This is a genomic window from Pseudomonas sp. URMO17WK12:I11, from assembly GCF_007677725.1.
GTDB lineage: Bacteria > Pseudomonadota > Gammaproteobacteria > Pseudomonadales > Pseudomonadaceae > Aquipseudomonas.
The window spans coordinates 1-25,916 of sequence record NZ_VEDF01000005.1 but is presented as its reverse complement, the minus strand read 5'-3'; the positions used below and the strand labels follow the sequence as shown (position 1 = coordinate 25,916).

Below are 25,916 nucleotides of genomic sequence, written 5' to 3'. Positions count from 1 at the left end.
TCGTCAAGGAAACGCAGTCATGACCCAATCCCTGGCCGATATGCGCCGCGACTACACCCGAGATGGCCTGGCCGAAACCCAGGCCCCGGATGAGCCGTTCGCGTTGTTCCAGCAGTGGTTCGGCGATGCGGTGAAAACCGAGCAGCCGCCGGTGGAGGCCAACGCCCTGACCCTGGCCACCGTCGATGCCGACGGTCGCCCGCACTGCCGGGTGTTGCTGCTCAAGGGTCTGGACGCACGCGGTTTCACCTTCTTCACCAACTACGACAGCGCCAAGAGCCAACAATTGGAGGCCAACCCGTTCGCGGCGATGACTTTCTTCTGGCCAGCATTGGAGCGGCAGGTGCGTATCGAAGGCCGGGTGGAGAAGGTCAGCGCCCGGGAATCGGACGAATACTACCAGGTGCGCCCCTTGGGCAGCCGCCTGGGTGCCTGGGCTTCGCCTCAAAGCCAGGTGATTGCCAGCCGCGAAGAACTCGAGGGCATGGTCAAGGCCACCGAGGCACGTTTCAGCGACACCCAGCCACACTGCCCGGAGCATTGGGGCGGCTACCGCCTGCTGCCGGAGCGCATCGAGTTCTGGCAGGGCCGGCCAAGCCGCCTGCACGATCGCCTCAACTACCGCTTGGTCGACGGCCAGTGGCAGCGGGAACGGCTGGCGCCGTGATGCTTGCACAAGGGCCGCACTGCGGCCCTTTTTCTTGATACCGGGCCGGGCGATGCAGCAATCGGCGGCCAGCGCTTGTCTTAGCCTGAAAGGTGCCTGTACCGGCGCTGAACGAAATCATTTTTATTACATGTGCGTCGTGACAGCGCGCAGCACGAAGCGTCTAATGGACACATAACCTTTTGGAGACCGTACCCATGCGTAAATCTGCTTTGCTGGTGGCGACCTTTACCACTGCGTCGCTACTGCTGGGCGGCTGTGCCTCGAGCCTGACCGGCGACAGCTACTCCCGTGATGAGGCCCGCCGCGTGCAAACCGTGCGTATGGGGACCATCGAATCCCTGCGCCCGGTCAAGATCGAGGGTACCAAGACCCCAATCGGCGGTGGCGCCGGTGCCATTGTCGGTGGTGTCGCCGGCAGCGCCGTCGGCGGCGGCCGTGGCAGTGTGGTGGCTGCGGTGATCGGAGCCTTGGCTGGCGGCCTGGCAGGGTCTGCAGCCGAAGAAGGCATCACCCGCACCCAAGGTGTCGAGATTACCGTGCGCGAAGACGACGGCAGCATGCGTTCCTATGTACAGGCTGTACAAGAGAATGAAATCTTCCGCGTTGGCGAGCGGGTCCGAATCATGACCGTCGACGGCACCAGCCGCGTCACCCACTGATCCTCAGCCATTAAAAAACCCCGAAGCGGCCTGGCCGCTTCGGGGTTTTTTAATGGCGTGTCAGAGACCGAGGATATCGCGCGCCACGGCTTCGGCAATGCGGATGCCATCCACGCCCGCCGATAGAATGCCACCGGCGTAACCGGCACCCTCACCGGCCGGGAACAGGCCCTTCATGTTCAAGCTCTGCAAGTCGGCGCCACGGGTGATGCGCAGGGGCGAGGAGGTACGCGTCTCGATTCCGGTCAGCACTGCATCGTGCAGGTTGTAGCCCTTGATCTGCCGGTCGAACGCCGGCAGTGCCTCACGGATTGCTTCGATGGCGAAGTCGGGCAGCGCCGGCGCCAGATCGCCTAAGGTGACACCCGGTTTGTAGGATGGCTCGACGCTGCCCAAGGCGGTCGTCGGCCGACCTGCGACGAAGTCGCCCACCAGCTGTGCCGGCGCCTGGTAGTTGCTACCGCCCATGACATAGGCATGGGCTTCCAGGCGCTCCTGCAACTCGATACCCGCCAGCGGCCCGCCCGGATAATCGCGCTCCGGGTCGATGCCCACGACGATGCCGGAGTTGGCGTTGCGTTCGTTACGCGAGTACTGGCTCATGCCGTTGGTGACCACACGCCCTGGCTCGCTGGTGGCGGCCACTACGGTGCCGCCTGGGCACATGCAGAAGCTGTAGACCGAGCGACCGTTCTTGGCGTGATACACCAACTTGTAGTCGGCCGCACCGAGTTTCGGGTGCCCGGCATACTTGCCCAGGCGCGCCTTGTCGATCAATGACTGCGGGTGCTCGATGCGAAAGCCCACCGAGAACGGCTTGGCTTCCATGTACACGCCCCGGGCGTGGAGCATGCGGAAGGTATCGCGGGCACTGTGGCCCAATGCCAGGACCACGTGGCGCGAATGCAGTTGCTCACCGCTTTCGAGCACCACGCCGGTCAGTTGGCCATTATCGCTGAGCAGGTCGGTGACCTTCGCCTCGAAGCGTACTTCAGCACCCAGAGCGATCATGTCCTGACGCATCTGCTCGACCATGCCAGTCAGGCGGAAGGTGCCGATATGGGGTTTGTTGATGTAGAGAATCTCGTCCGGCGCGCCGGCCTTGACGAACTCTTCCAGCACCTTGCGCCCGTGGTGGTTCGGGTCCTTGATCTGGCTGTAGAGCTTGCCATCGGAGAAGGTTCCGGCGCCGCCTTCGCCGAACTGCACGTTGGATTCGGGGTTGAGCACACTCTTGCGCCACAGACCCCAGGTGTCCTTGGTGCGCTGGCGCACTTCCTTGCCACGCTCGAGGATGATCGGCTTGAAGCCCATCTGCGCCAGCAGCAAGCCGGCGAAGATTCCGCACGGGCCGAGGCCGACCACGATAGGACGCTCCTGTAGATCGGCCGGCGCCTGGCCGACGTATTTGTAGGTTACGTCCGGCGCCACGCCGATATTGCGATCGTCGGCGAACTTGCGCAGCAGCTCGGCTTCGTTGCTGGCGTGCAGGTCGATGGTATAGATGAACAACAGTTCGCTGTTCTTCTTGCGCGCATCGTAGCTGCGCTTGAACAGGTTGAAGCTCAGCAGTTGCGCGTCGTCGATGCCCAGGCGCTGGACGATGGCTTCACGCAGGGCCTCGTCGGGATGGTCCAGGGGCAGCTTGAGTTCGGTGATTCGTAGCATGACAGGGTCCAATATCCCGGCCATGGGCGGCCGGCGGCTTTACACAAACCGCCAAGTATAAGCTGTTAGCCACCCTGACTGGCAGGATAAAAGCGCCCGGCCATCAGTTGTCGCGGGCACCGCCGTAGTAGCCGCAGCCGTGCAGGGTCTGACCGTCGATGCGCAGTTCGGCGCGCAGATGGCGCACGGCGCCGCTGGCGGCATCGACGCAGCGCTGCGGGGCGACCCACAATTCGACGTGTTGGCCGTTGGCTTCGCTGCTCAGGGTCAGACCGCCGCCTGGGACCTCTTCCTCGAGAAACGGCAACGGCAGCGGCTCCTTGCCCGCGCGATCGAGCACCATGCCCCGGCCACTGGCCTGCACCTGCCACTCAGGCGCATGACCGTCGGCACGCAGGGTCAATTGCTTGAAGTTGGGGTCGTCGCAACCCTGGCGCGATGGCTCCAGACGGTACAGGCGGCTGACCTCGAGCTGACCGTCGTTGTCGGCCTGCTTGGCACCGGTCAGACGGCCACGGACATCGGCAAACAGCTTGGCATTGGCGTCCTTGGCCAGGCTTGCCGACTCTTGCAGGATGCCCGTGGCGGCTACGTCATTGATCACGAAACGTCGCGCTTCGCTGCACGGCTTGAACAGCAGTCGGCCACCCCCGGCGCTGAGCTCGCCCTGCATGCGCGTGGTGCCGATGTTCGGATCACGGGGCTGCTCGGCCAGCAGCTGGCAGCCAGCGAAAAAAGGCAACAAGGCGCTGAGCAGCAGGGTAGGGGTGAGGCGCATCGGGCGGGCTCCGCAAATCGGGTTCAAAGAGCTGGCCACGTTACGCAGGGTGAGCGGGTATCACAAGTGTTTGCTGGCGCGGTACGGCTTGCCTCGCGCAAAGAGAAAAGGGCCCGTAGGCCCTTTGCTCATTCAGCCGCCCAGGTAGGCGTCGCGCACCTTGGGGTCGGTCAGCAGCGCTTCACCGGTCCCCTGCATCACCACCCGGCCGTTTTCCAGCACGTAGGCCCGGTCGGCGATCTTCAACGCCTGGTTGGCATTTTGCTCGACCAGGAACACCGTCACGCCATCGCGGCGCAGTTGCTCGATGATGTCGAAGATCTGCTGGATGATGATCGGTGCCAGGCCCAGCGAAGGCTCGTCGAGCAGCAGCAGCTTGGGTTTGCTCATCAGGGCGCGGCCGATCGCCAGCATTTGCTGCTCGCCACCAGACATGGTGCCGCCACGCTGGATGTAGCGCTCCTTGAGGCGCGGGAACAGCTGCAGGACCTTGTCCAGCTGCGCTTCGTAGTCGCCCTTGTCGGTGAAAAAGCCACCCATGGCCAGGTTTTCTTCCACCGTCAGGCGGGCGAACACACGGCGGCCTTCGGGCACCACGGCGATGCTCTTGCGCATGATGTGCGACGACGGCTGGCCCACCAGCTCTTCGCCCAGGTACTTGATGCTGCCGCTGTGCGCCTGCGGCGAGCCGCACAGGGTCATCAGCAGGGTCGACTTGCCGGCGCCGTTGGCACCGATGAGGGTGACGATCTCGCCCTGGTTGATTTCCACGTTGACGCTGTGCAATGCCTGGATCTTGCCGTAGAAAGTGGAAACGTTCTCGAACTTCAGCATTTACGCTTCCCCCAGGTAGGCTTTGATCACGTCAGGGTTGTCGCGAATCTCCTCCGGCGTGCCATGGGCCAGCGGCGTGCCCTGGTTGATCACGACGATGTGGTCGGAGATGCTCATCACCAGCTTCATGTCGTGCTCGATCAGCAGCACGGTGACGTTGTGCGACTCGCGCAGGTAGCCAATCAGCGCCTTGAGGTCCTCGGTTTCCTTGGGGTTCAGGCCCGCAGCCGGTTCGTCGAGCATGATGATGCGCGGCTGGGTCATCATGCAGCGGGCGATTTCCAGGCGTCGTTGCTGGCCGTAGGCCAAGGTGCCGGCAGTACGGTTGGCGAACTCGGTCAGGTTGACCTTATCCAGCCAATACTGCGCGCGCTCCATCGCTTCTTGTTCGCTGCGGCGGAACCCTGGGGTCTTGAACAGGCCAGCGAAGAAGTTGGTGTTCAGGTGGCGGTGCTGAGCGATCAGCAAGTTTTCCAGCGCGGTCATTTCCTTGAACAGGCGCACGTTCTGGAACGTGCGCACCACGCCCTTGCGGGCGATCTGATGGCCCGCCAAGCCTTGGATCGGCTGACCGTCCAGCAGGATGGTGCCGCCGCTTGGCTTGTAGAAGCCGGTCAGGCAGTTGAACACCGTGGTCTTGCCGGCACCGTTGGGGCCGATCAGCGCCACGACCTGTTTTTCCTTGACGGTCAGGGCGACGCCGTTGACCGCCAACAAGCCGCCGAAGCGCATGCTCAGGCCGCTGACTTGCAGAATTTCGCGGCTCATCGACGCAGCTCCAGGTGAGGACGTTGCATAGGCAGCAGGCCTTGCGGACGCCAGATCATCATCAACACCATCAGCGCACCGAACATCAACATGCGGTATTCGCTGAACTCACGCATCAACTCAGGCAACAAGATCATCACGATGGCCGCCAGAATCACGCCCAATTGAGAACCCATGCCGCCCAGGACCACGATGGCGAGGATGATCGCCGACTCGATGAAGGTGAACGACTCAGGCGTCACCAGGCCTTGGCGCGCGGCGAAGAAGCTGCCGGCAAAACCTGCGAAGGCGGCGCCCAAGGTGAACGCCGAGAGCTTGATCACGGTGGGGTTCAGCCCCAAGGCACGGCAGGCGATCTCGTCTTCGCGCAGCGCTTCCCACGCCCGGCCGATCGGCATGCGCAGAAGGCGGTTGATGACGAACAACGCCAGCAGTGCCAGGAGCAGGGCGACCAGGTAAAGGAAGATGACCTTGTTGATCGAGTTGTAAGGCAGCCCGAAGAACTCATGGAAGGTCTGCATGCCTTCGGCTGCGCGACGTTCGAAGGTCAGGCCGAACAGCTCTGGCTTGGGGATGTTGCTGATGCCGTTGGGGCCGCCGGTCCAGTCGGTGAGGTTGCGCAGGAACAAGCGGATGATCTCGCCAAAGCCCAAGGTCACGATCGCCAGGTAGTCTCCACGCAAGCGCAGTACCGGGAAGCCGAGGAGGAAACCGAAGGTCGCCGCCATGAGGCCCGCGATCGGCAGGCAGACCCAAAAACTCCAGCCCAGATAATGCGAGAGCATCGCGTAGCTGTAGGCGCCAACGGCGTAGAAGCCGACATAACCCAGGTCGAGCAGGCCGGCCAGCCCCACCACGATGTTCAAGCCCAAGCCCAGCAACACGTAGATCAGGATCAGCGTGGCGATGTCGACCGCCCCACGTGAGCCGAAAAACGGCCACACCAAGGCGGCGACGATCAGGCCCATGATCACGTAACGCTGGGTTTTCGGCAGGGTCAGGTAGTTGCTGACAGCCGGCGGGATCAGCTTGCGATCCGAACGGCGGCCCATCACCGCATTCCACTGGCGGTCGAAGAGCACGCGCAGGAACATCAATACCGAACACACGGCGATGATGCTGATGGTGAACGAACCTTGGCTGTGCACCACCAGGCTGATGCCATCGATGCTCAGCTTCAGGCCCAGCACCGGAAATGCCACGGCCCAGACCAGCAAGGCGCTGAAGAACGCCTGTTTGAGATTTCTGTTCATACTTTTTCAACCTCCGGGCGGCCGAGAATGCCGGTCGGCCGGAACAGCAAGACAAGAACCAACAAGCCGAATGCCACCACATCCTTGTACTGGTCGCCGAAGATGTCGGCGCCGAAGGCCTCGGCCACGCCCAGCACCAGCCCGCCGAGCATGGCGCCCGGAATGCTGCCGATGCCGCCCAGTACCGCCGCGGTGAAGGCCTTCAGGCCCACCAGGAAGCCGGCGTTGGGGTTGATCACGCCGTACTGCATGCTCAGCAGCACGGCCGCCACCGCAGCCAATGCGGCGCCGATGACGAAGGTGAGGGCGATGATGTTGTTGGTGTTGATGCCCAGCAGGTTGGCCATCTTGATGTCCTCGGCGCAGGCACGGCAGGCGCGCCCGAGGCGGGAACGGGAGATGAACAGGGTGAGGCAGGTCATGGCTACCAGCGTGACCACGAAGACCAGGATCTGCATGTAGCTGACCAGGACCTCCTCGGCGCCGCCTGGCCCGAACGAGAAGCTGCCAGGGATCAGGTTGGGGATGGACTTGTCCTTGGAGTCTTGCGAGAGCAAGACCGTGTTCTGCAGGAAGATCGACATGCCGATAGCGGAAATCAGCGGGATCAGCCGGTTGCTGTTGCGCAAGGGGCGGTAGGCAACCCGTTCGATGCTGTAGCCGTAGGCACTGGTGACGCAGATCGTCGCGACGAAGGCGACGGTCATCAGGATCGGTAACGAGTGGATACCCATCATGGCCAGGCCAGCCAAGGCGATGAAGGCCACGTAGGAACCGATCATGTAGACCTCGCCGTGGGCGAAGTTGATCATGCCGATGATGCCGTACACCATGGTGTAGCCAATGGCGATCAAGGCGTAGGTGCTGCCGATGGTCAATCCATTAACCAGTTGTTGGAAGAAATGGTAGATCTCAGGCATTACAGCGCTCCTAAAAACCTGATTTGCATTTCGCTGGCAGGGGTACGGCCAGGAAACCGCGGGTGACGGTTTTAAGATTTTCAGGTGGGCACGCCCCCGGATCGCGGGGATCAGGCCCATGAACCTCGTAAAACAAAGCCCACTGCTCGCACAGTGGGCTTCAACGGTCAGCTATTAGTCACGCAGTTACTGAGGGGAGACTTCGGTCTTCGGCTTGCCGAAGTGCCATTCGTAGACCACGAACTTGAAGTCTTTCAGGTCGCCTTTCTCGTCGTACGACAGGGTGCCGGTCGGGGTCTTGAACGAGCCCTTGTGAATGGCCTCGGCCACCTTGTCGGTGTCTTCGGACTTGGCCGCTTCGATGCCTTTGGCGATCAGCTCCACAGCAGAATAGGCCGGGAACACGAACGGGCCGCTCGGGTCCTTGCCATCGGCTTTGATGGCGTCGACGATGGCCTTGTTTTCCGGATCGGCATCGAACGACTTGGGCAGGGTCACCAGCAGGCCTTCGGAGGCGTTCTGGGCGATCTGCGAAATGGAGTCGTTACCCACGCCTTCCGGGCCCATGAACTTGGCTTTCAGGCCTTTTTCCTGGGCTTGGCGCAGGATCAGGCCCAGCTCTGGGTGGTAGCCGCCGTAGTAGACGAAGTCGACGTTGTTCTGCTTGAGCTTCTGGATGATCGAGGAGAAGTCCTTGTCACCGGCGTTCAGGCCTTCGAAGACCGCAACCTTGGTGCCTTTCTTCTCCAGGGTTTGCTTGACCGCGGTGGCGATGCCTTCACCGTATTGCTGCTTGTCGTGCAGAACGGCAACGACCTTCGGTTTTACGTGGTCGGCGATGTAGTTGCCGGCAGCCGGGCCTTGGGCGCTGTCCAGACCGATGGTGCGGAAGATCAGCTTGTAGCCGCGGGAGGTGATTTCCGGCGAGGTGGCGGCGGGGGTGATCATGATCACGCCTTCGTCTTCGTAAATGTCGGACGCAGGCTGAGTAGAGCTGGAGCACAGGTGGCCAATCACGAACTTGACGCCATCGTTGACCACTTTGTTGGCGACCGCCACGGCCTGTTTAGGGTCGCAGGCGTCGTCGTATTCCTTGGCTTCGAGCATTTTGCCATCGACGCCGCCCTTGACGTTGATGTCCTTGATGGCTTGCTTGGCGCCGATGAACTGCATGTCGCCGTACTGGGTCACAGGACCGGTCTTGGGACCTGCGATCCCGATCTTGATGGTATCGGCGGCAAACGAATGGCTGGCTACCCCGGCCAGTACCATTGCGGCGAACAGCTTGGAAATCTTGATCATAGTGCTCCACTCATTCTGTTGTAATTCTTATAGTCCTGGCGGCCAGGGCTACAGACCGGGCGGGATTTGCGGCATGGTCACGCCACGCTGCATGCCCACCTTCCCCCGGAACATGTCCCGGAACTGTACCGGTACAGTGTAGAGCGCTGTCTGCGCGCTTGAAAAGCCGGCAAAAAGTGCCTAGATCGCGGGTTGTCGCATGGTCGACAGAAAGATACAGAAAAGCGCCATCACTTTGCCTGCATCTACGGCCCCACCCCACAAGTTCGGGGTCAATCGACCAAATTACATATTTGAAACCGGGTTTTTCTGCAAAAATGCCGACCTTTTTTCATTGGCTATTTGTGCGGGTAAAGACCCATGACTGATCAAACAAGCACCCTCTATGCCAAATTGCTCGGCGAGACGGCGATCATCGAGTGGAAAGCTTTGGAGCGTTTCTGGGCCAAGGGTGACCTGATTTGGGTCGAGCCCTCTCTCGACCTGATCGAAGTCGCTGCTGCAATGGCGGAAAATCGCAGCGAGATGGTTGCCAAATGGCGCAACGATGGCACTGTCGGGCCGGTGACTGCCGAGCAGGCGAGCGATCTGCAAAGCCGCGATCCAGAGATATGGGCGGTGGTGGTTTCGCCGTTCATCGTCATCCAAACCAAAGCCCGTGGGTAAGCGAGATCCGTTTCAGTGCACGCAAATGCACAAGCGCACCTAAAGCGTGCGCGTTGACGCGCACGTAAGGTGGAAGTTGGTAACAGTCGCTTGGCGATTCGGCGGGGCGGTAACAGTTTACGCACAGCGTAATTACCGCTCGCCAGGTCGCCTAGTAGTCGATCCGTCCTGTGTGGTTGTTCAGGGAAATGACCCGGGTCTTGCCGATGCGGTGACGAAAGATCTCGCGCAGGTACTTGATGGCCTTCTTCACGCACTCGCTCGACAGGCGGATATCGTTGATCGAGACGAAACGGCCTTTGTCACTGATCAGCTCACGGTACTTTTTTTCGTACATGGGCTTGATCGCATACCAGTTGGTATCAAGAATTTTCGCCGGGTTTTCGAACTCATTGAGCAGCTGATCAATGCGTTCCTCCTGGAAGTGCTCGCTGGTGATGAAGTCGAGCATGGCATTGTCCAGGGTGTCGTCGAAGCGGTACGGCGGCCTGGCGAAGCAGCGCTTGATGAAGGCTACGATCAAGGTCAGGAAATCGTCCGACAGGCATGGACTCTTGGCGATCAGGGTGGTCAGCGACAGGTTGGCCGAGGCCCCGATCACCAGGGCATAGCGCTTGAGCGTGGTGTTGGGAAACAGGCTGTTGAGGTGGGTCTTGAGCCGGTTCAGGTCCATGTAAGAGAGCTTGTAGTCCTTGGGCAGCGAGACGATCGACACCACCGACGAGCAGTTTTTGAAGAAATGCAGGTCGTGCAAGGCAGCGGCGTCGAAGCCAGAAGCCTGATACTGCTCCAGGGCTGCGCGGTAGCGTTGCGACTCGATCGGCAGCAGGCTGATGCCTTCGATGGCCTGGGTCTGCTTGTTGAAATGCGGCAGGTCGATCGAGCGCAGAAACAGGTCGTCGATGTCCATGCGCGGTGTGTCGCGTTCGAAGACCTTGAACTTGTCGGAACTCAGCGTCGGTGCTTCGGGCACGACCGACTCGGCATAGGCGATCGCTACAGGCCCGGCGAGGCTCATGAACAGGTCGTTGGCATCCAGGCGGATGGTTTCGCCGATGTCGATGCCGGCACGGCGGAAATAATTCTGGTCGTAGTCGGTGGTCACCGCCTGGGCGGTCAGGATGTTGAAGATCTGCTGGGAGATATACTGGTTGGCGTGTTTCTCCATGGCATTGACGTCGATGTTGTGAATCGTGCCATCGTCGCTCTGCTCGGCATAGCGCATGATGTCGTTGGAAATCAGCATCATCGCGTTCCACGGGCGGATGCGCCCCATCACGCTGGCCTCGCCGCTGTCCTCATTGGCGAAGTTGTATGAAAAATCCCACTCCTCGCTCAGGTACTTGCACAGCAGCCGCCCGGCATTGATGTGCAAGGCTTCGGACATTTCACTGCGGTTGTCAGACGCATTGGGAAGCACGCAAATGCCGCTGGTGAAGATCGGTTCGAACACGAACGAGTGGCCGCTCTTGCCGTCGTTGTCTTCGACGGGTTTGGTGTCGAAGGTCTTGTTCATGTAGGCGTACTGCTGGGCCAGGCCGAACTCCGAGGCCATGCCTGAGCCCGTGCCGCCGCCGGCGCTGAAAATGTAGAAGTACAAGCGCGACTGGTTGGCCTTGATGCCGCAGGAGTCGATCAGGTAGGAATGCACCAGCTTCCACTCGGCGCTGGAGAAGCGCTGGGTTTCGCGGTTGAGGATGATCCTGGCCAAGTACTGGCCCAGAATCGGCGCGTTGCCGGCACCGCCAGCGTGGACCTCGGACAGGTCCATGATCTTCATCTTGCTGTAGTCGCGCAGAAAGCCGCCGCGCTCACCCTTGCGCGAAAAACGAATGCGCCCGGCAATGTCCTTGTCGAGGTCGCCGAGCATGACCAGCGGCTCGACCAGAAAGACCGGTTTGGCGCCTTTGTTCTGCACCAGCCGCAGGTTTTGCCGTATCCACCGCGCAGGGCTGTAGTCGGGCTCGCCCCTGGGACGGTCTTCATTGTTGAACTCATTGAGGAAAAACGTGCGCGCGTTGTACACCAGCTCCGCCACGTCCAGGGCGATATTCGAACCGCAGCGACCCAGGCCGATCAGGCACACCGATGGAAACTGCTGCTCCAGGCGCAAGGCGTCTTCGTCTTCGGCGTGCAGGGTGCTGGGAAATACCAGATCACGCAGGCCGTCGAGGTTGTCGAGAATGCTCTGGATGTCCTGTTCGGTGAAGTACAGGTACTGCTGGGGGAGCGGGCGCGAGACGCTGGCGGGCGACCGCGGATCGCTGCTGCTCGGCGCGGCTGGCAAGGCTGAAGACTCATGGGCCGCATTGGCAGAATTGTTCGCAGAGGTCATAGTGCGCCGTTTGCCTTCTAGATGTGATCGTGAGGGTTATGCCACATGGCCAGTACGGGTATAGCGCGACTGTAGCAACGGACTCTCCGGCCATGCGATAGGGGTTTCCCTTACGAGTTCTAAGGTTTTTACGCTGGATTGGCACCTGCACACCCGCTGGTGCGGGTTCTTCGATTTGCTGCCTGGAGTTGCTCATGAGTAAAGCATTGCCTTCGCTGGGGTTTGCCGGAATTGGCCTGATGGGCCTGCCGATGTGTCAGCGCCTGTTGGCCGCTGGCTATCCCCTGACGGTATGGAACCGCAGCCCGGACAAATGCGCGTCGTTGCTCGCGGCCGGTGCGCGCCTGGCCAGCAATCCGGCCGAGCTGTGCCGCAGCAGCGACATGGTAGTGCTGTGCCTGGCCGATACCGCCGTCGTGCGTGAGGTGGTGTTCGGCGCGCAGGGCATCGCACAAGGCGGGCGCAGCGGCCAACTGCTGATCGATTGCTCGAGCCTGGAAGCTACCGCCACCCGGGAAATGGCTGCGGAACTGGCAGCCCGGTGCGGCATGGCGTGGCTGGATGCGCCGGTCTCCGGCGGCGTCGCGGGCGCGCAAGCCGGTAGCCTGGCCATCATGGTGGGCGGCGAAGCCGCTGATCTGCAGCGTGCTCGCCCAGTGCTGCAGGTGCTCGGCCAGCGGGTTACGCACATGGGCGGGGTAGGGGCAGGGCAGGTGACCAAGACGTGCAACCAGATGATCGTGGCCTGCAATGCCCTGGTCATCGCCGAAGTGGTGGCATTGGCCGAGCGCTCAGGGGTGGACGCCAGCCTGCTGGCCGACGCCCTGGCCGGTGGTTTCGCCGACTCCAAGCCGCTGCAGATCCTTGCACCGCAGATGGCCAAGCGCCAGTTCGAACCGGTCAGATGGCACGTGCGCACGTTGCTCAAGGACTTGGACGGTGCGGTCAAGCTGTCTCGCGAACACGGCGCCGCAACGCCCGTCAGTGGCCTGGCTGCGCAGTTGATGCGCTTGCACGGTGGCCAGGGTTATCTGGAAAAGGATCCGGCGACCCTGGTGGAGCTTTATCGCAGCGAGGAGTAAGCGCCCAGGCTTGGCTGTCGAGCCGCTCGAGCAGGGCGCGCAGATCGCCCATCGGCAGTGGACGACTGAGCAGGTAGCCTTGCAGGTAGTCGCAGCCGCTACTGGCCAGAAAGTGATGCTGATCGGGCGTCTCCACGCCCTCGCTGACCACCTTCAGGTGCAGGGTGTGGGCCATCGCGATGATGGCCTGGACGATCTGCCGGTCCTTGGAGTTGGTGGGCACATCGTGCAGGAACGTGCGGTCGATCTTCAGCACGTCCAGGGGTAGACGCTTGAGGTAGGCCAACGATGAGTAGCCAGTACCGAAATCATCGATCGACAGGCCAACGCCCTGGCTACGCACGCGCTTGAGCAGGTTGACGGTGTGCTGGATATCGCCCATCAATGCATGTTCGGTGACTTCCAGTTCCAAGTACCTCGGCGCCAGGCCCGCCTGGTCCAGCGCCATCGCCACTTCGTTGGGCAGGGACTCGTGGCCCAGGGTCACCGCCGAGCAATTGACCGTGACCCTGAGGTTGGCATGGCCATGCTGGTGCAGGCGAGCCAGATCCTGACAGGCGTGGCGCAGCACCCACAAGTCGAGGTCGACGATCAGGCCATTGGTTTCGGCGACGCCGATGAACCGGTCAGGCCCCATCAAGCCATGCAGCGGGTGCTGCCAGCGCACCAGGGCTTCGAGCTTGGCCACCTGGCCGCTGGCAGCGTCGAAGATCGGTTGGTAATGCACGCACAGACCGCGCTCCTCGAGCAGAGCGATGCGCAGCTCCTCCTCCAACTGCAGGGCCAGGCTGGCCCGGCTTTTCAGCGAGCTGTTGAAAAAATGCAGGCTGTTGCGCCCGTTGCCTTTGGACTGGTAAAGGGCAAGGTCGGCGTGCTTGAGCAGCTCTTCTGCTGTCAGCCCGTCATCGGGATACAGGCTGATGCCGATGCTGGTGGTCATGACCATGCGCCGTCCACCCAGGTCGATCGGATCTTTCATCCGTTGCATGATGCGCTGGGCCAGATGACGCGCATCGTCCCGGTTGTTGAGGCTGGTCACCACACAGAATTCGTCGCCCCCCAGGCGCGCCACCAGGTCCTGGCTACGCGTCGCGGCGCTGATGTGCTCGGCGATCGCCTTGAGCAGTTCATCGCCTGCGTCATGCCCAAGGCTGTCGTTGATCCGTTTGAAGTGGTCGATGTCGAGGAACATCACCGCCAGACGACTGTGATTGGCATCCTGCTCGGCCAGACGCTCGGCGAACAGCTGGTTGAAGCCGCGGCGATTGACCAGGTTGGTCAAGGCATCGTAATGGGCAGCTTGCTGCAACGAGGCGCGGGCTTGATCCAGTTGGCTGAGCAGGACGCCGTAGCGACGCAGGTCTTCTTCCTTGCTCTGCAGCTTTTTGTCGGCCAGCGCAGCACTGATGCTGCTGCCGCTGATGAGCAAGGTGATGAAGGCCACCGTCAGGCTCAGTTGCAGGCTGTTGTCAGCAGAAGGCAGGGTAAGTGCGGTGTCGGCAGGTATGACCAGGGTCATGGCAGCCATGCCGGTGAAATGGGTAGCGACGATGCCGCTGGCCATCAATAGGCTGGCGCCATACTTCATCGCTTGATGCACGACGCCGCTGCCGTTGCGAAAAAAGCGCGCCAGCAACAGGGCACCCAGGCTGGTGATCACCGCGATGGCCGCGCTGGCCAGCAGCAGGCTGGTCTGGTAGTACTGCTGCGCGCCGGTCTGCATCGCCGCCATGCCGACGAAATGCATGAGGATGATACCCACGCCGATCAGCACCGCGCTTTGCACATAATGATGCGCGCGCATGTCGCTGCGATCGAGGCTGGTCATGGCCAGCCACGCCGCAGCCAGTGCGATCAGCAAGGACAGGCCAGTGAGGGTGGCGTCGTAGTGCATTTCCAGCGGCGCCTGTAAGGCCAGCATGCTGATGAAATGCATGGCCCAGATGCCGCCGGCCAGGCAGCAGGCGCCCAGTAGGCGCCATTGGCGCTGGGCGGCGGCGTGGCGGCTGTGGGATTGGCGCTCGGCCATGTCGAGGGTGGCAAAGCACGCCGCGCTGGCCACGGCAAAGGCGATCACGATCAATAACGGCTCGTGGCGGCAGTCCATGACGATCTGCCCGTGTGCCGGCAGTCCGGCGAACAGTTGCAACCCCAGCCATTCCATAGCATGCCCTTTGTTCGAGTTCGCCAGATCGTCGTCGTCAACCGCGTGGACGGTCCCGAGGCAGTATAGAAAGACGCGTCGAAAGCTTCCTCAATAATGGCACTTTGACTTCAATGATTTGGTTATGGACCAAATAGCGGCTTCGCATAACGAAAAACCCCGCGCACCTTGCAAGGATGCGCGGGGTTCAGGGGCCAGCGAATCCAGTGCTAGCCGGCTACCAGCACGCGGATGGCTTCGAGCCGCAGGGCGGCCTTGTCCAACATGGCCAGACCCTGCTCGCGCTGCTTGCGCAGGGCGTCGATCTCGCTGTCACGCACGCTTGGGTTGACGGCCTTGAGCGCGGTGAGGCGCGCCAACTCCTCGTCAGCCTCCGCTGCCAGGCGCCGCTGGGCTTCGGCGACACGTTCGACATGGGTCGGCATGATCTTCGCTTCGCCGCCGCTGATGCGCTGGGCGAGCACGTCGCGCTGGGCCTGGATGAACTTGTTGGCGCTGGCGCGCGGTACGCTTTCAAGCTGATCGTTGAGGGTCTCGAAGGCCACGCGCGAGGCCAGGTCGTTGCCATTGGCATCGAGCAGGCAGCGCAACGCTGCCGGGGGCAGGTAGCGACCCAGCTGCAGGCTGCGCGGGGCTACTACCTCGCTGACGAACAGCAGTTCGAGCAGTACCGTGCCAGGCTTGAGCGCCTTGTTCTTGATCAGCGCGACCGCGGTGTTGCCCATGGAACCGGACAGCACCAGGTCCATGCCGCCTTGCACCATGGGATGCTCCCAGGTCAGGAACTGCATGTCTTCGCGCGACAGTGCCTGGGCGCGATCGTAGGTGATGGTCACGCCCTCATCATCGCCCAGCGGGAAGCTGGCATCGAGCATCTTCTCGCTTGGCTTGAGGATCAGGGCGTTCTCCGAATGGTCCTCGCTGTCGATGCCGAACGCGTCGAACAGGGTTTCCATATAGATCGGCAGGGCGAACTGATCGTCTTGCTCAAGAATCGCCTCGACCAGGGCCTGGCCTTCACCGGCGCCGCCGGAGTTGAGTTCGAGCAGGCGGTCGCGACCGCTGTGCAGCTCGGCCTCCAGGCGCTCTCGCTGTGCGCGGGCTTCGCTGACCAAGGCAGTCCAGGCCTTGGCCTCACCGCCTGCGAGCTGCGCCAGCAAGCGCGAACCGAACTGATGCTGCAGGGCGTTGCCGGTCGGGCAGGTATTGAGGAAGGCATTGAGGCCTTCGTGGTACCACTGGAACAGGCGTTCTTGCGGGCTGTCCTGCAGATAGGGCACGTGCAGCTCGATGATGTGCTGCTGACCGATACGGTCAAGACGACCGATTCGCTGTTCGAGCAGGTCGGGGTGCGCCGGCAGATCGAACATCACCAGATGGTGGGCGAACTGGAAGTTACGGCCCTCGCTGCCGATCTCGGAGCAGATCAGCACTTGCGCGCCGAACTCTTCATCGGCGAAGTAGGCGGCTGCCCGATCGCGCTCAAGGATGCTCATGCCCTCGTGGAATACGCTGGCCGGAATGCCCGAGCGCACGCGCAGGGCGTCTTCCAGGTCCATGGCAGTTTCGGCATGGGCGCAGATCACCAGCACTTTGGTGCGTTTGAGCATTTTCAGGGTGTCGATCAGCCAGTCGACACGTGGATCGAAGCGCCACCAACGTTGCTCATCGGCCGTCTCGCCCAGGGCCTGGAAGGCGACTTCCGGATACAGTTCGGCGCGTTCGCCAGCGGGCAGCGCCTGGTATTGCTCCGGGTTGGCCAGCGGGTACGGGTGCAGTTGACGCTCGGGGAAGCCTTGCACCGCCGCCCGGGTATTGCGGAACAGCACACGGCCGGTGCCATGGCGATCGAGCAGCTCACGAATCAGACGCGCGCTGGCCTGGGTGTCGCCATCGCTGACCGCTGCCAGCAGGGCTTCGCCTTCGGCGCCGAGGAACCCTTCGATGGTCGCGTGGGCCTCGGGCGACAGGCGACCTTGATCGAGCAGCTCCTGCACCGCTTCGGCCACCGGGCGATAGTTTTCGCTCTCGGCGCGGAAAGCGGCCAGGTCATGGAAGCGGTTAGGGTCGAGCAGACGCAGGCGCGCGAAGTGGCTGTCCTGGCCAAGCTGCTCAGGGGTAGCGGTTAGCAGCAGCACGCCAGGAATCACTTCGGCCAATTGCTCGACCAGGGCGTATTCGGCGCTGACTTGGTCTTCATGCCATACCAGGTGGTGCGCTTCGTCGACCACCAGCAGGTCCCAACCGGCAGCGAACAGCGCGTCCTGGGCCTTTTCGTCCTCGACCAGCCACTCCAGCGCCACCAGTGCCAGTTGCGCATCCTCGAACGGGTTGCTGGCATCGCTCTCGATGAACCGCTCGGCGTCGAACAAGGCTACTTGCAGGTTGAAGCGCCGGCGCATTTCCACCAGCCACTGGTGCTGCAGGTTCTCCGGCACCAGGATCAGCACGCGGCTGGCGCGGCCAGAGAGCAGCTGGCGGTGAATCACCAGGCCGGCTTCGATGGTCTTGCCCAGGCCCACTTCGTCGGCCAGCAGAACACGTGGGGCGCTGCGGTCGGCCACTTCACGGGCGATGTGCAGCTGGTGTGCGATCGGTTGCGCGCGGCAGCCGCCCAACCCCCACAGTGCCGACTGCATCTGCTTGCTGGTGTGGTGCAGGGTGTTGTAGCGCAGGCTGAACCACGACAGCGGGTCGATCTGCCCGGCGAACAGGCGATCGCTGGCCAGGCGGAACTGGATGAAGTTCGACAGCTGGGTTTCCGGCAGGGTGCGTGGCTGGTTCTGAGCATCCAGGCCGTGGTACACCATCAGCCCGTCGATGTCCTCGACTTCACGCACGGTCAGCTTCCAGCCCTCGAAATGGGTGATCTGGTCGCCCGGCGAGAAGCGCACGCGGGTCAACGGCGCATTGCGCAGGGAATACTGGCGGGTATCGCCAGTGGCGGGATAGAGCACGGTCAGCAGGCGGCCATCCTGGGCCAGGATTGTCCCAAGGCCAAGCTCCGCTTCGCTGTCACTGATCCAGCGTTGCCCCGGTTGATACTGCTGCGCCATACTGCCTGAACTCCCGCGATGAAAAGCCGGCTATGTTAACGGATCAGGGGGGCGGACCATACCCCAGAAGTCGATCAGTCTAGCTGTTTCATCGCAGAACACCGTCTCGCTGACAAGGGTTGCGCGCCGTTATGTCGTTCACGCACCGCTGGTTGCACACCTGTATGGCCATCGGCAGCTTGTCGTTGCTGGCTGCCTGTGAACAGAAAAGCTTTGAAACCCTGCCTGCCATACCGGTCGAGCAACTCGAAGTGCTGGGTGTGCAGACGCCGCTCAAGAGCGTGCATTTTCGCGATCACGACGGCGAGGGCTTGTTGGTACTGAGCCGCAGCGACGGGCAGGCGGTGGATGCCGAGTCGGAGCAGGAAGTCGACCGGGTGGTGCTCAAGGCCACGCTCTATGGGCGTGCCGCCGAGCGCGATGCGTTTGTTCCGCGCTGGCAGATCGAACAGGAAACCACCTGCCCAGGGCTCGACCTGGACGCCGACTTCTATACCGATGTCAGCGACGTCACCGACCTGAACAAGGACGGTGTCGCCGAAGTGACCGTCGCCAGTCATGCCTACTGTGGCGGTGGCATCGACCCGCATGACATCTCCATCGAAATGCGTGAAGGGCAGAAGGTCTACACCATCACCGGCCAATCGCTGATCAGCCCGGCCGGGGAGCAGCCGATCGGCGGTGAGCGCGAAGACAGCGCCTCGCTCAAGACCGCCCCCGCGGTGCTGCGCGAGCACCTTGATGGGCTGTGGCAGCAAGTCTACAAGCGGCCCTGGAGCGAGGTCAGCGCGCCGCCAGACGATGACCCCGAGGACGATCTGCAGTAACCGCTGTCTACCTAGGCAAGCTGCGTACCGATCCGCCACGCTCAAGCCGGCCTGGGGTCGGCCGATACAGGGGTACAGGAGAACTTGCATGCTGCCGCCGATCATCCCGCTCAGTGCCGCGCCCGTGACCTCGCAACAGGACCCGGTCAAGCAGACCCCCGACATCAAGCCGGTAGTCCCCGTGCAGCCGTCGTCCAGCGAAAGCGCGATCGACCTCAAGCACCAGCGCGATCCGCAGGAGCAGGTACTGCTCTTGCGTGAGGAGCAGCGTCGCCAGCAAAAGCGCCGCAACCCGCGTGAAGACGAGCTCTACAGTGCTGTGCCGGGTGATGAGCTCAACGCCGACAACACCGTGCCGGTGGCACCGTTGATGGGCGAAACCCCGCGCCAGGGCCTGCTGGTGGACATCGAAGTCTGAGCGGGGGCTGGTCAGCGCGGCTAGCCGGCGGCATGATGCAGGTTCTGTAGACGGTCGAGCCCACCCATGAGCCAAGACAACCTCATCGACTTCGATGCCGAGCGCGCCAAGCGCATCCATGACCTCAAGGAAAAACGCCTGAACGAGGTGCGCCAGGCGTTCGAGCAGGCCATGCCATTGGCAGGCGCCAAGAAAAAGAAGCCCAAAGGCAAACCCAAGAAGCGCTGAAATTTGACGCAGGTCATCCCTGCGCCCGCCTCGTGAGCCCAGTTCTGGGCGAAGTTGACCCTGATCAATTTTCTCCCCCGCCAGATTGGTTACCTTGCATCCATCGGACGACGGCAAACCTATCAGGAGGCCAGCATGTTTCTCGACAACGTGGTTATCGCGGGGGTGGTAACGGTCGGGTTGATGTTCGCCTTCTTTGCCGGTCTGGGCATTTTCATCTGGAAGGACGCCAACAAGCGCAAGCCGCGCTGAGGTTCCGGATTCACGAGCACGCAAGGCATTTAGGGCGACTTCGGTCGCCCATTTTTTTGTGCGCGTGGTTTATATAGATGATTAGCTAGCTAATTAATAAGTCGCGCAGTATGCTATCTGCCGTTGTCTATCGTGTAACTAGCCACCGCGCATAAGGTTCGTCCGTGCCCATCACCCTCCAGGCGCTTTTCGCACCCAGCAGCCTTGCCATCAAATTCGCCCTCAAGACCTTGCTTGGGGGAGGCCTGGCGCTGTGGCTGGCCATGCGCTGGGGGTTGGAGCAGCCGGCGTGGGCGTTGATGACCGCGTTCATCGTCGCCCAGCCGTTGTCCGGCATGGTTGTGCAGAAGGGCTTGGCACGCCTGGCCGGCACCCTGGTGGGCACGGTCATGTCGGTGGTGTTCATCGGCCTGTTCGCGCAGACGCCGTGGTTGTTCCTGCTGGCCTTGGCCCTGTGGCTGGCGCTGTGCACCGCCGCTTCCACGCAGCTGCGCAGCGCCTGGGCCTACGCCTTCGTGCTGGCCGGCTACACCGCCGCGATCATCGCCTTGCCGGCGATCGGCAACCCGTTGCAGGTATTCGACCAGGCTGTGGCGCGCTGCACCGAGATCTCCCTGGGGATCGTTTGCGCCACTGCCAGCAGCGCCTTGATCTGGCCGCTGCGTGTCGAGCAGCAATTGACCGGGCAGGCGCGCCAGGCCTGGACCAACGGGCTGCAGGCGGCTAGCGCCATGCTCGGCGGCGAAGACGAGGCGCGCAAAGGGCTGCTCGACAGCCTCGGGCGCATCGTCGCCATCGACACCCAGCGTGAACACGCCTGGTTCGAGGGGCAGCGCGGCCGGCAGCGGGCCAGAGCGATTCGCAGCTTGAGCCACACGCTCATGGTGCTGCTGCGCATCGCCCGCTCGGTGCGCCGGCAGTGGCTGCAACTCGATGCGCATGAAGCTGCGCGGCTTGCGCCGTGGTTCGAGCAGTTGCGCACGCAGTTGCTCGACTCCGATCAAGCAGGCTTGCTGCTGTTGCGCCAACGCCTGTGGGATGCAGCTCACGATCAGCAGATCAGCCCGGCCGAGCACTATTGCCTGGCGCGCATGACGTTGCTCCTGGATAACGCCATGGCCGCGCGCCAGTCGTTGACCGATGTCGAAGCCGGCAGGGCAGGGCGGAGCACCGCCCAGGGGCTGGCCGTGCACCGCGACTGGTCCCTGGCCTTGCTGTTTGGCTCACGCAGTGCCCTGGCATTTCTGGCCATGAGCGGTTTCTGGCTGGCAACCGCATGGCCGTCGGCACTCGGCGGGCTGGTCTTGACCTGCGTGGTCTGCAGCTTGTTCGCCAGCCGTGAAAACGGCGCGCAGATCGGCCTGAGCTTTCTGCGCGGGATCTTGCTGGCGATCCCGGTTGCACTGTTGGTAGGGCAGATACTCCTCCCGCAGTGGAGCAGCTTCGCCATGCTGTGCCTGGGCATGGGCGTGCCGCTGGGTTTCGGCGCGCTCGGCATGGCGCATCCGCGTACCGGGGCGACGGCGACCTCCTACTGTTTGCATTTCATCGTCCTGGTAGCACCGCTCAATGCCATGACCTTCGGGGTGGCGAGCATGCTCAACAGTGCCTTGGCCATGTTGGTTGGCGTGGGCGCGGCGGTGATGGCGTTCCGTCTGCTGGTGTTTCGCCACCCTGCGTGGCTGGGGCGACGCCTGCGTGCGGCGACCGTCAACGACCTGGTGCGCTTGACCCGCCGGGATTTGCGCGGCGCCGACACCTGGTTCGGCGGGCGTATGGCTGATCGGCTGATGCAACTGGCGCGGCATGCGGGCGAGTTGTCGAACCACCGGCGCAAGCGCTGGGACGATGGCCTGCATGGCTTGGACCTGGGCGATGAGCTGGTGCATCTGCGCATGTGCCTGGCGTTGGCCCAGGTGCCGTTGGCGGGGGCTGATCGCGACTACTTGCGCCAGGTCGAGGCGGTATTGGCGCAAGGGCCAGCGGCCGGCCGCGAACATCGTCTGGACAGCGCCAGCGCACGGTTCATCGAAGCGCTGCAGCAGGCGCCGGCCAGCGACCCGTTGCGCCTGGCGCAAGGTGCGGTGCTGCAGTTGAACAACAGCTGGCGCAGATGGTGCCGCTCGCAGGAGGATGCCGATGGGCTTGCGTGAATGGGCGCTGGGCGGGGTGTTGCTCAGCCCGTTTCTGATCTATGTGTTAATGGCACTGGCGTTGACCGCCGTGCTGCGCTTGTTGGTGCAGGCAACGCCGCTCGGGCGTTGGATCTGGCACGAAGCGCTGTTCGATGCGGCCTTGTTCGTGTGTGTGCTGTATCTGGTGGTGCGTCTGCTTGGGCCTTTGTGAGGAGTGATTGAATGCGTGCTGTGGTTCGCGTACTGGTGACTTTGTGCGTGGTTGCCGTCGCCGTTCTGGCGGGTTATCAACTCTGGCAGTACTACATGCTCACGCCGTGGACCCGCGATGCGCGGGTGCGTGCCGATGTGGTGGTGATCGCTCCAGACGTCTCGGGCTGGGTGCGCGAGCTGAAGGTCGAGGACAACCAGCAGGTCAAGACCGGTGATGTGCTGATGAGCATCGATCGCGAGCGGTTTCAGGCGGCGTTCGAGCAAGCCAGCGCCGTGGCTGAAACCCGCGCCCAGCAATTGCACCTGCGCGAGCGTGAGGCTGCGCGGCGCACGGCGCTGGGCCCGGAGGCGATAAGCGCGGAGCTGCGTGAAAACGCCCAGATCAACGCGGCTATCGCTCGCGGCGAGCTGCACGAGGCGCAGGCGCAATTACAGGTGGCCAAGATCAACCTGGCGCGTAGCGAGGTGCGCGCCCCGCGCAGCGGGCATATCACCAATCTGCGCCTGGCCCAGGGCAACTACGTCAATGCCGGGCAGGCGGTGATGGCGCTGGTGGACGACTCGACCTTCTATATTCAGGCGTATTTCGAGGAAACCAAGCTGCCGCGCATACGCGTGGGCGATCGCGTCAGCGTGTGGCTCATGGGCGCAGGTGAGGCCATGCAGGGCCATGTACAAAGCATCAGCCGTGGCATTACCGACAGCAACAGCAACCCCGACGGTCAACTGTTACCGGTGGTCGAGCCGACTTTCAACTGGGTACGCCTGGCGCAACGCATTCCGGTCCGCATTAAGCTCGATAGCATTCCCCAGGGCGTGCACCTGAGTGCGGGGATGACCGCCAGCGTGCAGGTCCATGAGGATCAGTCGCGGCGCTGATCGGCGCTTGCAATTTGCCACGAAAATCCTTCGCCGCACCCGCTGGGCATGCGCTAGTCTGGCGGCTGTGAGTCGTCCAGTAGAGGCGACCGCGGGCCTTGCGTGCGTTCTTTCGTTCAATTGCGAGGTTACCTCATGGCCATCACTTCTCAAGATATCTGCAGCGCAGCGGACCAACTCAACGGCTTCGTCGGCTTTCATGGCAAGCGCGGCGAGCATATCGTGCGCTTTTCCGAAGACGCCTTCGGCATGGACGTGGCAGACGACAGCATCACCCCGTGCAGCGAATTCGTCTGGCGGGCGCTGCAGGGTAAACGCATGGCCCTGTGTCGCGAGCGCCTGGCACTGCTGCTAAGCCAGCACGTCGATGACCGGCTCAATATTGCCGAGCCACTGCGCATCTATATGCAGCGCGAGGATCTGCCGGAGATCGTGGCCGAGCGGTCATTGCGCTGAGCAGGCAGCGAACTATGCTCCACGCCAGGCAAGCCTGAGCACGGCTTATCAGGCCATTTACGGTTGATGTGATCCCGGTGGGGTAACATGAAGCCTTCGTTGTTGCTTGGAGTGTTGCTGCTTATGGCTCCCTTGGCGAGTTCCGGCGACCCCGTCGCCCCTCAGCGTGACGGGCGTTTTCACAATCAGGCCAGCCTGCCCCAGGACGGCTTCCTGAAAAAGCTGCGCATTGGCCTCAAATACCTGTTGCTGCGCAAGCCGCCAGAGACGCGGCCGGCGGCTGCGATCAGGGTGCAGGCGATGAGCCGTCAGCAGGTGCTCGATGCGCCTGACCACAGCCTGTGGCGCCTGGGCCACTCGACGGTATTGCTCAAACTGCGTGGGCGCTACTTCATCACCGACCCGGTATTCGCCGAACGGGCATCGCCGGTGCAGTGGGCCGGGCCGCTGCGCTTTCATGCCCCGCCACTGGGGCTCGATGATTTGCCGCCACTGGCTGCGGTGGTGCTCTCGCACGATCACTTCGATCACCTGGACGAACAGGCGATTCGCCGCCTGGCTTCGCGCGCCGAGCGTTTCCTGGCGCCGCTGGGCGTGGGTGACCTGTTGGTCGAGTGGGGGGTGCCGGCGGCCAAGGTCACCCAGCTTGACTGGTGGCAAGAGACCGAGGTGCACGGGGTGCGCTTTGTCGCGACACCTGCACAGCACTTCTCCGGCCGCGGGCTGTTGGACAGCAACCGCACCCTGTGGGCGTCCTGGGTAATCGTCGATGAGCAAACGCGACTGTTCTTCAGTGGCGACACCGGTTACTTCGCGGGCTTTGCGCAGATTGGCGAGCGCTATGGGCCGTTCGATCTGACCTTGATCGAGACCGGTGCCTACAACGTCGCCTGGCCCAATGTGCACATGCAGCCCGAGCAGAGCCTGCAGGCGCATGTGGATCTGCGTGGGCGGTGGCTGCTGCCGATCCATAACGGCACGTTCGATCTGGCCCTGCATGCCTGGCAAGAGCCGTTCGAACGCATCGTCGCGCTGGCAGCCCAGGCCCAGGTGAAGCTCAGCACGCCGCAAATGGGAGAGCGAGTGAGCATCGATATGCCCCATGAAGGGCCGCGCTGGTGGCAACCGCACCCATCGCGCCAGGGCGAGAGCACGGTTGAGCGGTCAGTGGCGCAGCGCTGATTCAATCGCGCTCGCGCTGTTCCTGCTTGTCGTCGCTCAGCAGCTTGGACGGTGACTTGCCGCTGTCGCTGCGCACCTGGGCGTGGCTGATCAGCGCGAAGATGAAGCTCCCGCCAACGATATTGCCGGCCAAGGTCGGCAAGGCGAAGTGTAGCCAGAAGCGGCTCCAGGTCTCTTCACCGGCCCATACCAGGTAGGACACTTCCACCGAGCCCACGACGATATGGGTGAAGTCGCCCAGCGCCATCAGGTAGGTGATCATCAGGATGATCCAGATCTTGGCGTGCTCCATGGACGGAATCATCCAGACCATGGTGGCGATCATCCAGCCCGATACGATGCCCTTGGCGAACATCTGGCTCATATCGTTTTCCATGACCTTGCGCCCGACTTCCAGGAAGGCGACGTCGGTCTTGCTGTCGAAGATAGGCAGTTCCAGCATGACCCACGCCACCAGCAAGGTCCCGGCAAGGTTACCCAGCAGCACCACCCCCCACAGTCGCAGGAGGCGGCCGAGGTTACCCAGGGTAGGGGTGGTCATGACCGGCAGCACGGCAGTCAGGGTGTTCTCAGTGAACAATTGCTGGCGGGCCAGGATCACCGCCAGGAAACCCGCGCTATAGCCAAGGGCGGCGATGACCTGGGAACTTTCGCCATCGGGCAGGCGTGAATACAACAGCCCCATGGCCATCAGCGACAGGCCCATGGTCAATCCGGCGGCCAGGGCCGACCACCACAGCGCGGCCAGGGTGCGTTCCAGTTCATGGTCGCCCTGGGTACGGATGATCTCGTGCAGCACCGCGGCGCGCGGGGGCTGGTTGTCATCGATTTCCTTCTCTTCATCTGCCGACAGGCCGGGGGTCTTTTCGCTTTGCGCATCGCTCATTGCCAGTACGCTCCTAGGGGGTTTCTCTACAGAGCGGTGCTGCATGCATTTAGTTGCCGGTCAGGCGCAGGGGACGAAAATAAGTTTTTTAGATCAAGGTGTTGACTCTGATTTCAAAGCGCGTATTATTCGCCTCCTCGCAGCGTTGAACGCAACGAGGCAAGCGGTAAGTTGTTGAAGTTGAACGCTTTCGTAAGAAAGCCGCTTCGAAAAAACTTCAAAATAAACGCTTGACAGCAAATGAGGAAAGCGTAGAATGCGCGCCTCGGTTGAGACGAAACGCTC

Annotated in this window: 24 protein-coding genes and 1 pseudogene; 13 read left to right on the top strand and 12 right to left on the bottom strand. The window is 62.4% G+C overall.

All coding sequences use genetic code 11. The features are described 5' to 3' along the window. Positions 1–19 precede the first annotated feature (19 nt). Entirely contained in the window at positions 20–667 is a 648-nt protein-coding gene (pdxH, locus tag FS665_RS11210) for a pyridoxamine 5'-phosphate oxidase (protein ID WP_145187736.1), read from the top strand. 197 nt (positions 668–864) lie between these two features. Then, on the top strand, positions 865–1,329 hold the full coding sequence (locus tag FS665_RS11205) for a glycine zipper 2TM domain-containing protein (protein ID WP_145187733.1): 465 nt from the start codon (positions 865–867) through the stop codon (positions 1,327–1,329). Positions 1,330–1,389: 60 nt separating this feature from the next. Here FS665_RS11205 and FS665_RS11200 read toward each other — a convergent pair whose 3' ends face one another. The 7 genes from FS665_RS11200 to FS665_RS11170 all read right to left on the bottom strand — a co-directional run bounded on the left by FS665_RS11200 (position 1,390) and on the right by FS665_RS11170 (position 8,852). Next, the gene (locus tag FS665_RS11200; protein ID WP_145187730.1) at positions 1,390–2,997 is read right to left on the bottom strand and encodes an NAD(P)/FAD-dependent oxidoreductase; all 1,608 of its coding nucleotides are present in this window, start codon (positions 2,995–2,997) and stop codon (positions 1,390–1,392) included. 103 nt (positions 2,998–3,100) lie between these two features. Continuing rightward, positions 3,101–3,775 carry a COG3650 family protein gene (locus tag FS665_RS11195; protein ID WP_145187727.1) on the bottom strand — a complete coding sequence of 225 codons (675 nt, stop codon included), beginning with the start codon at positions 3,773–3,775 and terminating at the stop codon, positions 3,101–3,103. A gap of 132 nt (positions 3,776–3,907) precedes the next feature. Continuing rightward, positions 3,908–4,609 carry an ABC transporter ATP-binding protein gene (locus FS665_RS11190; protein WP_145187724.1) on the bottom strand — a complete coding sequence of 234 codons (702 nt, stop codon included), beginning with the start codon at positions 4,607–4,609 and terminating at the stop codon, positions 3,908–3,910. After that, complete coding sequence (gene livG / locus FS665_RS11185; RefSeq protein ID WP_145187721.1) at positions 4,610–5,377, bottom strand: high-affinity branched-chain amino acid ABC transporter ATP-binding protein LivG; 768 nt, start codon at positions 5,375–5,377, stop codon at positions 4,610–4,612. Continuing rightward, positions 5,374–6,630: a high-affinity branched-chain amino acid ABC transporter permease LivM gene (locus FS665_RS11180; protein WP_145187718.1), complete on the bottom strand. Its 1,257-nt coding sequence runs from the start codon at positions 6,628–6,630 to the stop codon at positions 5,374–5,376. Before FS665_RS11180 ends, livG begins: the two co-directional genes overlap by 4 nt. Continuing rightward, positions 6,627–7,550 carry a high-affinity branched-chain amino acid ABC transporter permease LivH gene (gene livH, locus FS665_RS11175; protein WP_145187715.1) on the bottom strand — a complete coding sequence of 308 codons (924 nt, stop codon included), beginning with the start codon at positions 7,548–7,550 and terminating at the stop codon, positions 6,627–6,629. Before livH ends, FS665_RS11180 begins: the two co-directional genes overlap by 4 nt. A gap of 186 nt (positions 7,551–7,736) precedes the next feature. After that, the gene (locus FS665_RS11170; RefSeq protein WP_145187712.1) at positions 7,737–8,852 is read right to left on the bottom strand and encodes a branched-chain amino acid ABC transporter substrate-binding protein; all 1,116 of its coding nucleotides are present in this window, start codon (positions 8,850–8,852) and stop codon (positions 7,737–7,739) included. 360 nt (positions 8,853–9,212) lie between these two features. Here FS665_RS11170 and FS665_RS11160 point away from each other — a divergent pair, with 360 nt between their 5' ends. Beyond that, positions 9,213–9,518 carry a DUF2288 domain-containing protein gene (locus FS665_RS11160; RefSeq protein ID WP_145187709.1) on the top strand — a complete coding sequence of 102 codons (306 nt, stop codon included), beginning with the start codon at positions 9,213–9,215 and terminating at the stop codon, positions 9,516–9,518. A 151-nt stretch (positions 9,519–9,669) separates the two neighbouring features. On the opposite strand, the gene FS665_RS11155 is transcribed toward FS665_RS11160, so the two are convergent. After that, complete coding sequence (locus FS665_RS11155; protein ID WP_145187706.1) at positions 9,670–11,853, bottom strand: hypothetical protein; 2,184 nt, start codon at positions 11,851–11,853, stop codon at positions 9,670–9,672. Positions 11,854–12,047: 194 nt separating this feature from the next. On the opposite strand from FS665_RS11155, the gene FS665_RS11150 reads away from it, so the two are divergent. Next, positions 12,048–12,935 (top strand): NAD(P)-dependent oxidoreductase, encoded by an 888-nt coding sequence (locus FS665_RS11150; RefSeq protein WP_145187703.1) that lies wholly within the window; start codon positions 12,048–12,050, stop codon positions 12,933–12,935. Here FS665_RS11150 and FS665_RS11145 read toward each other — a convergent pair. Together FS665_RS11145 and rapA are read right to left on the bottom strand one after the other, a co-directional pair. Beyond that, on the bottom strand, positions 12,835–15,099 hold the full coding sequence (locus FS665_RS11145; RefSeq protein WP_145187700.1) for a bifunctional diguanylate cyclase/phosphodiesterase: 2,265 nt from the start codon (positions 15,097–15,099) through the stop codon (positions 12,835–12,837). The genes FS665_RS11150 and FS665_RS11145 overlap by 101 nt on opposite strands. A 209-nt stretch (positions 15,100–15,308) precedes the next feature. Next, positions 15,309–18,155 carry an RNA polymerase-associated protein RapA gene (gene rapA, locus FS665_RS11140; protein WP_145187696.1) on the bottom strand — a complete coding sequence of 949 codons (2,847 nt, stop codon included), beginning with the start codon at positions 18,153–18,155 and terminating at the stop codon, positions 15,309–15,311. A gap of 131 nt (positions 18,156–18,286) precedes the next feature. Between rapA and FS665_RS11135 the strand changes: the two genes are divergently transcribed. The 9 genes from FS665_RS11135 (at position 18,287) to FS665_RS11105 (ending at position 24,745) form a co-directional block, all read left to right on the top strand. Next, complete coding sequence (locus FS665_RS11135; RefSeq protein WP_145187693.1) at positions 18,287–18,982, top strand: M949_RS01915 family surface polysaccharide biosynthesis protein; 696 nt, start codon at positions 18,287–18,289, stop codon at positions 18,980–18,982. Between the two features lie 88 nt (positions 18,983–19,070). Then, the gene (locus tag FS665_RS11130; RefSeq protein WP_145187690.1) at positions 19,071–19,400 is read left to right on the top strand and encodes an aspartate-semialdehyde dehydrogenase; all 330 of its coding nucleotides are present in this window, start codon (positions 19,071–19,073) and stop codon (positions 19,398–19,400) included. Positions 19,401–19,466: 66 nt separating this feature from the next. Continuing rightward, complete coding sequence (locus tag FS665_RS23405; RefSeq protein WP_023379090.1) at positions 19,467–19,628, top strand: hypothetical protein; 162 nt, start codon at positions 19,467–19,469, stop codon at positions 19,626–19,628. Positions 19,629–19,763: 135 nt separating this feature from the next. Beyond that, positions 19,764–19,880, top strand: coding sequence for a cytochrome c oxidase subunit CcoM (ccoM, locus tag FS665_RS23820; protein ID WP_306102582.1), 117 nt, complete (start codon positions 19,764–19,766; stop codon positions 19,878–19,880). Positions 19,881–20,044: 164 nt separating this feature from the next. Further along, positions 20,045–22,033, top strand: coding sequence for an FUSC family protein (locus FS665_RS11125; protein ID WP_145187687.1), 1,989 nt, complete (start codon positions 20,045–20,047; stop codon positions 22,031–22,033). Continuing rightward, positions 22,020–22,226 (top strand): DUF1656 domain-containing protein, encoded by a 207-nt coding sequence (locus FS665_RS11120; RefSeq protein WP_145187684.1) that lies wholly within the window; start codon positions 22,020–22,022, stop codon positions 22,224–22,226. Before FS665_RS11125 ends, FS665_RS11120 begins: the two co-directional genes overlap by 14 nt. A gap of 11 nt (positions 22,227–22,237) precedes the next feature. Further along, positions 22,238–23,107 carry an HlyD family secretion protein gene (locus FS665_RS11115; RefSeq protein WP_145187681.1) on the top strand — a complete coding sequence of 290 codons (870 nt, stop codon included), beginning with the start codon at positions 22,238–22,240 and terminating at the stop codon, positions 23,105–23,107. A 135-nt stretch (positions 23,108–23,242) separates the two neighbouring features. Further along, complete coding sequence (locus tag FS665_RS11110) at positions 23,243–23,563, top strand: DUF2025 family protein (RefSeq protein ID WP_145187678.1); 321 nt, start codon at positions 23,243–23,245, stop codon at positions 23,561–23,563. 87 nt (positions 23,564–23,650) lie between these two features. After that, on the top strand, positions 23,651–24,745 hold the full coding sequence (locus tag FS665_RS11105) for an MBL fold metallo-hydrolase (protein ID WP_145187675.1): 1,095 nt from the start codon (positions 23,651–23,653) through the stop codon (positions 24,743–24,745). A 1-nt stretch (position 24,746) separates the two neighbouring features. Here the strand turns inward: FS665_RS11105 and FS665_RS11100 are convergent, their stop codons facing one another. Together FS665_RS11100 and FS665_RS23535 are read right to left on the bottom strand one after the other, a co-directional pair. Continuing rightward, positions 24,747–25,631, bottom strand: a complete 885-nt coding sequence (locus FS665_RS11100; protein ID WP_145187672.1) for a formate/nitrite transporter family protein — start codon at positions 25,629–25,631, stop codon at positions 24,747–24,749. Positions 25,632–25,724: 93 nt separating this feature from the next. Then, a pseudogene (locus tag FS665_RS23535) lies at positions 25,725–25,916 on the bottom strand (hypothetical protein); the annotation flags it as partial.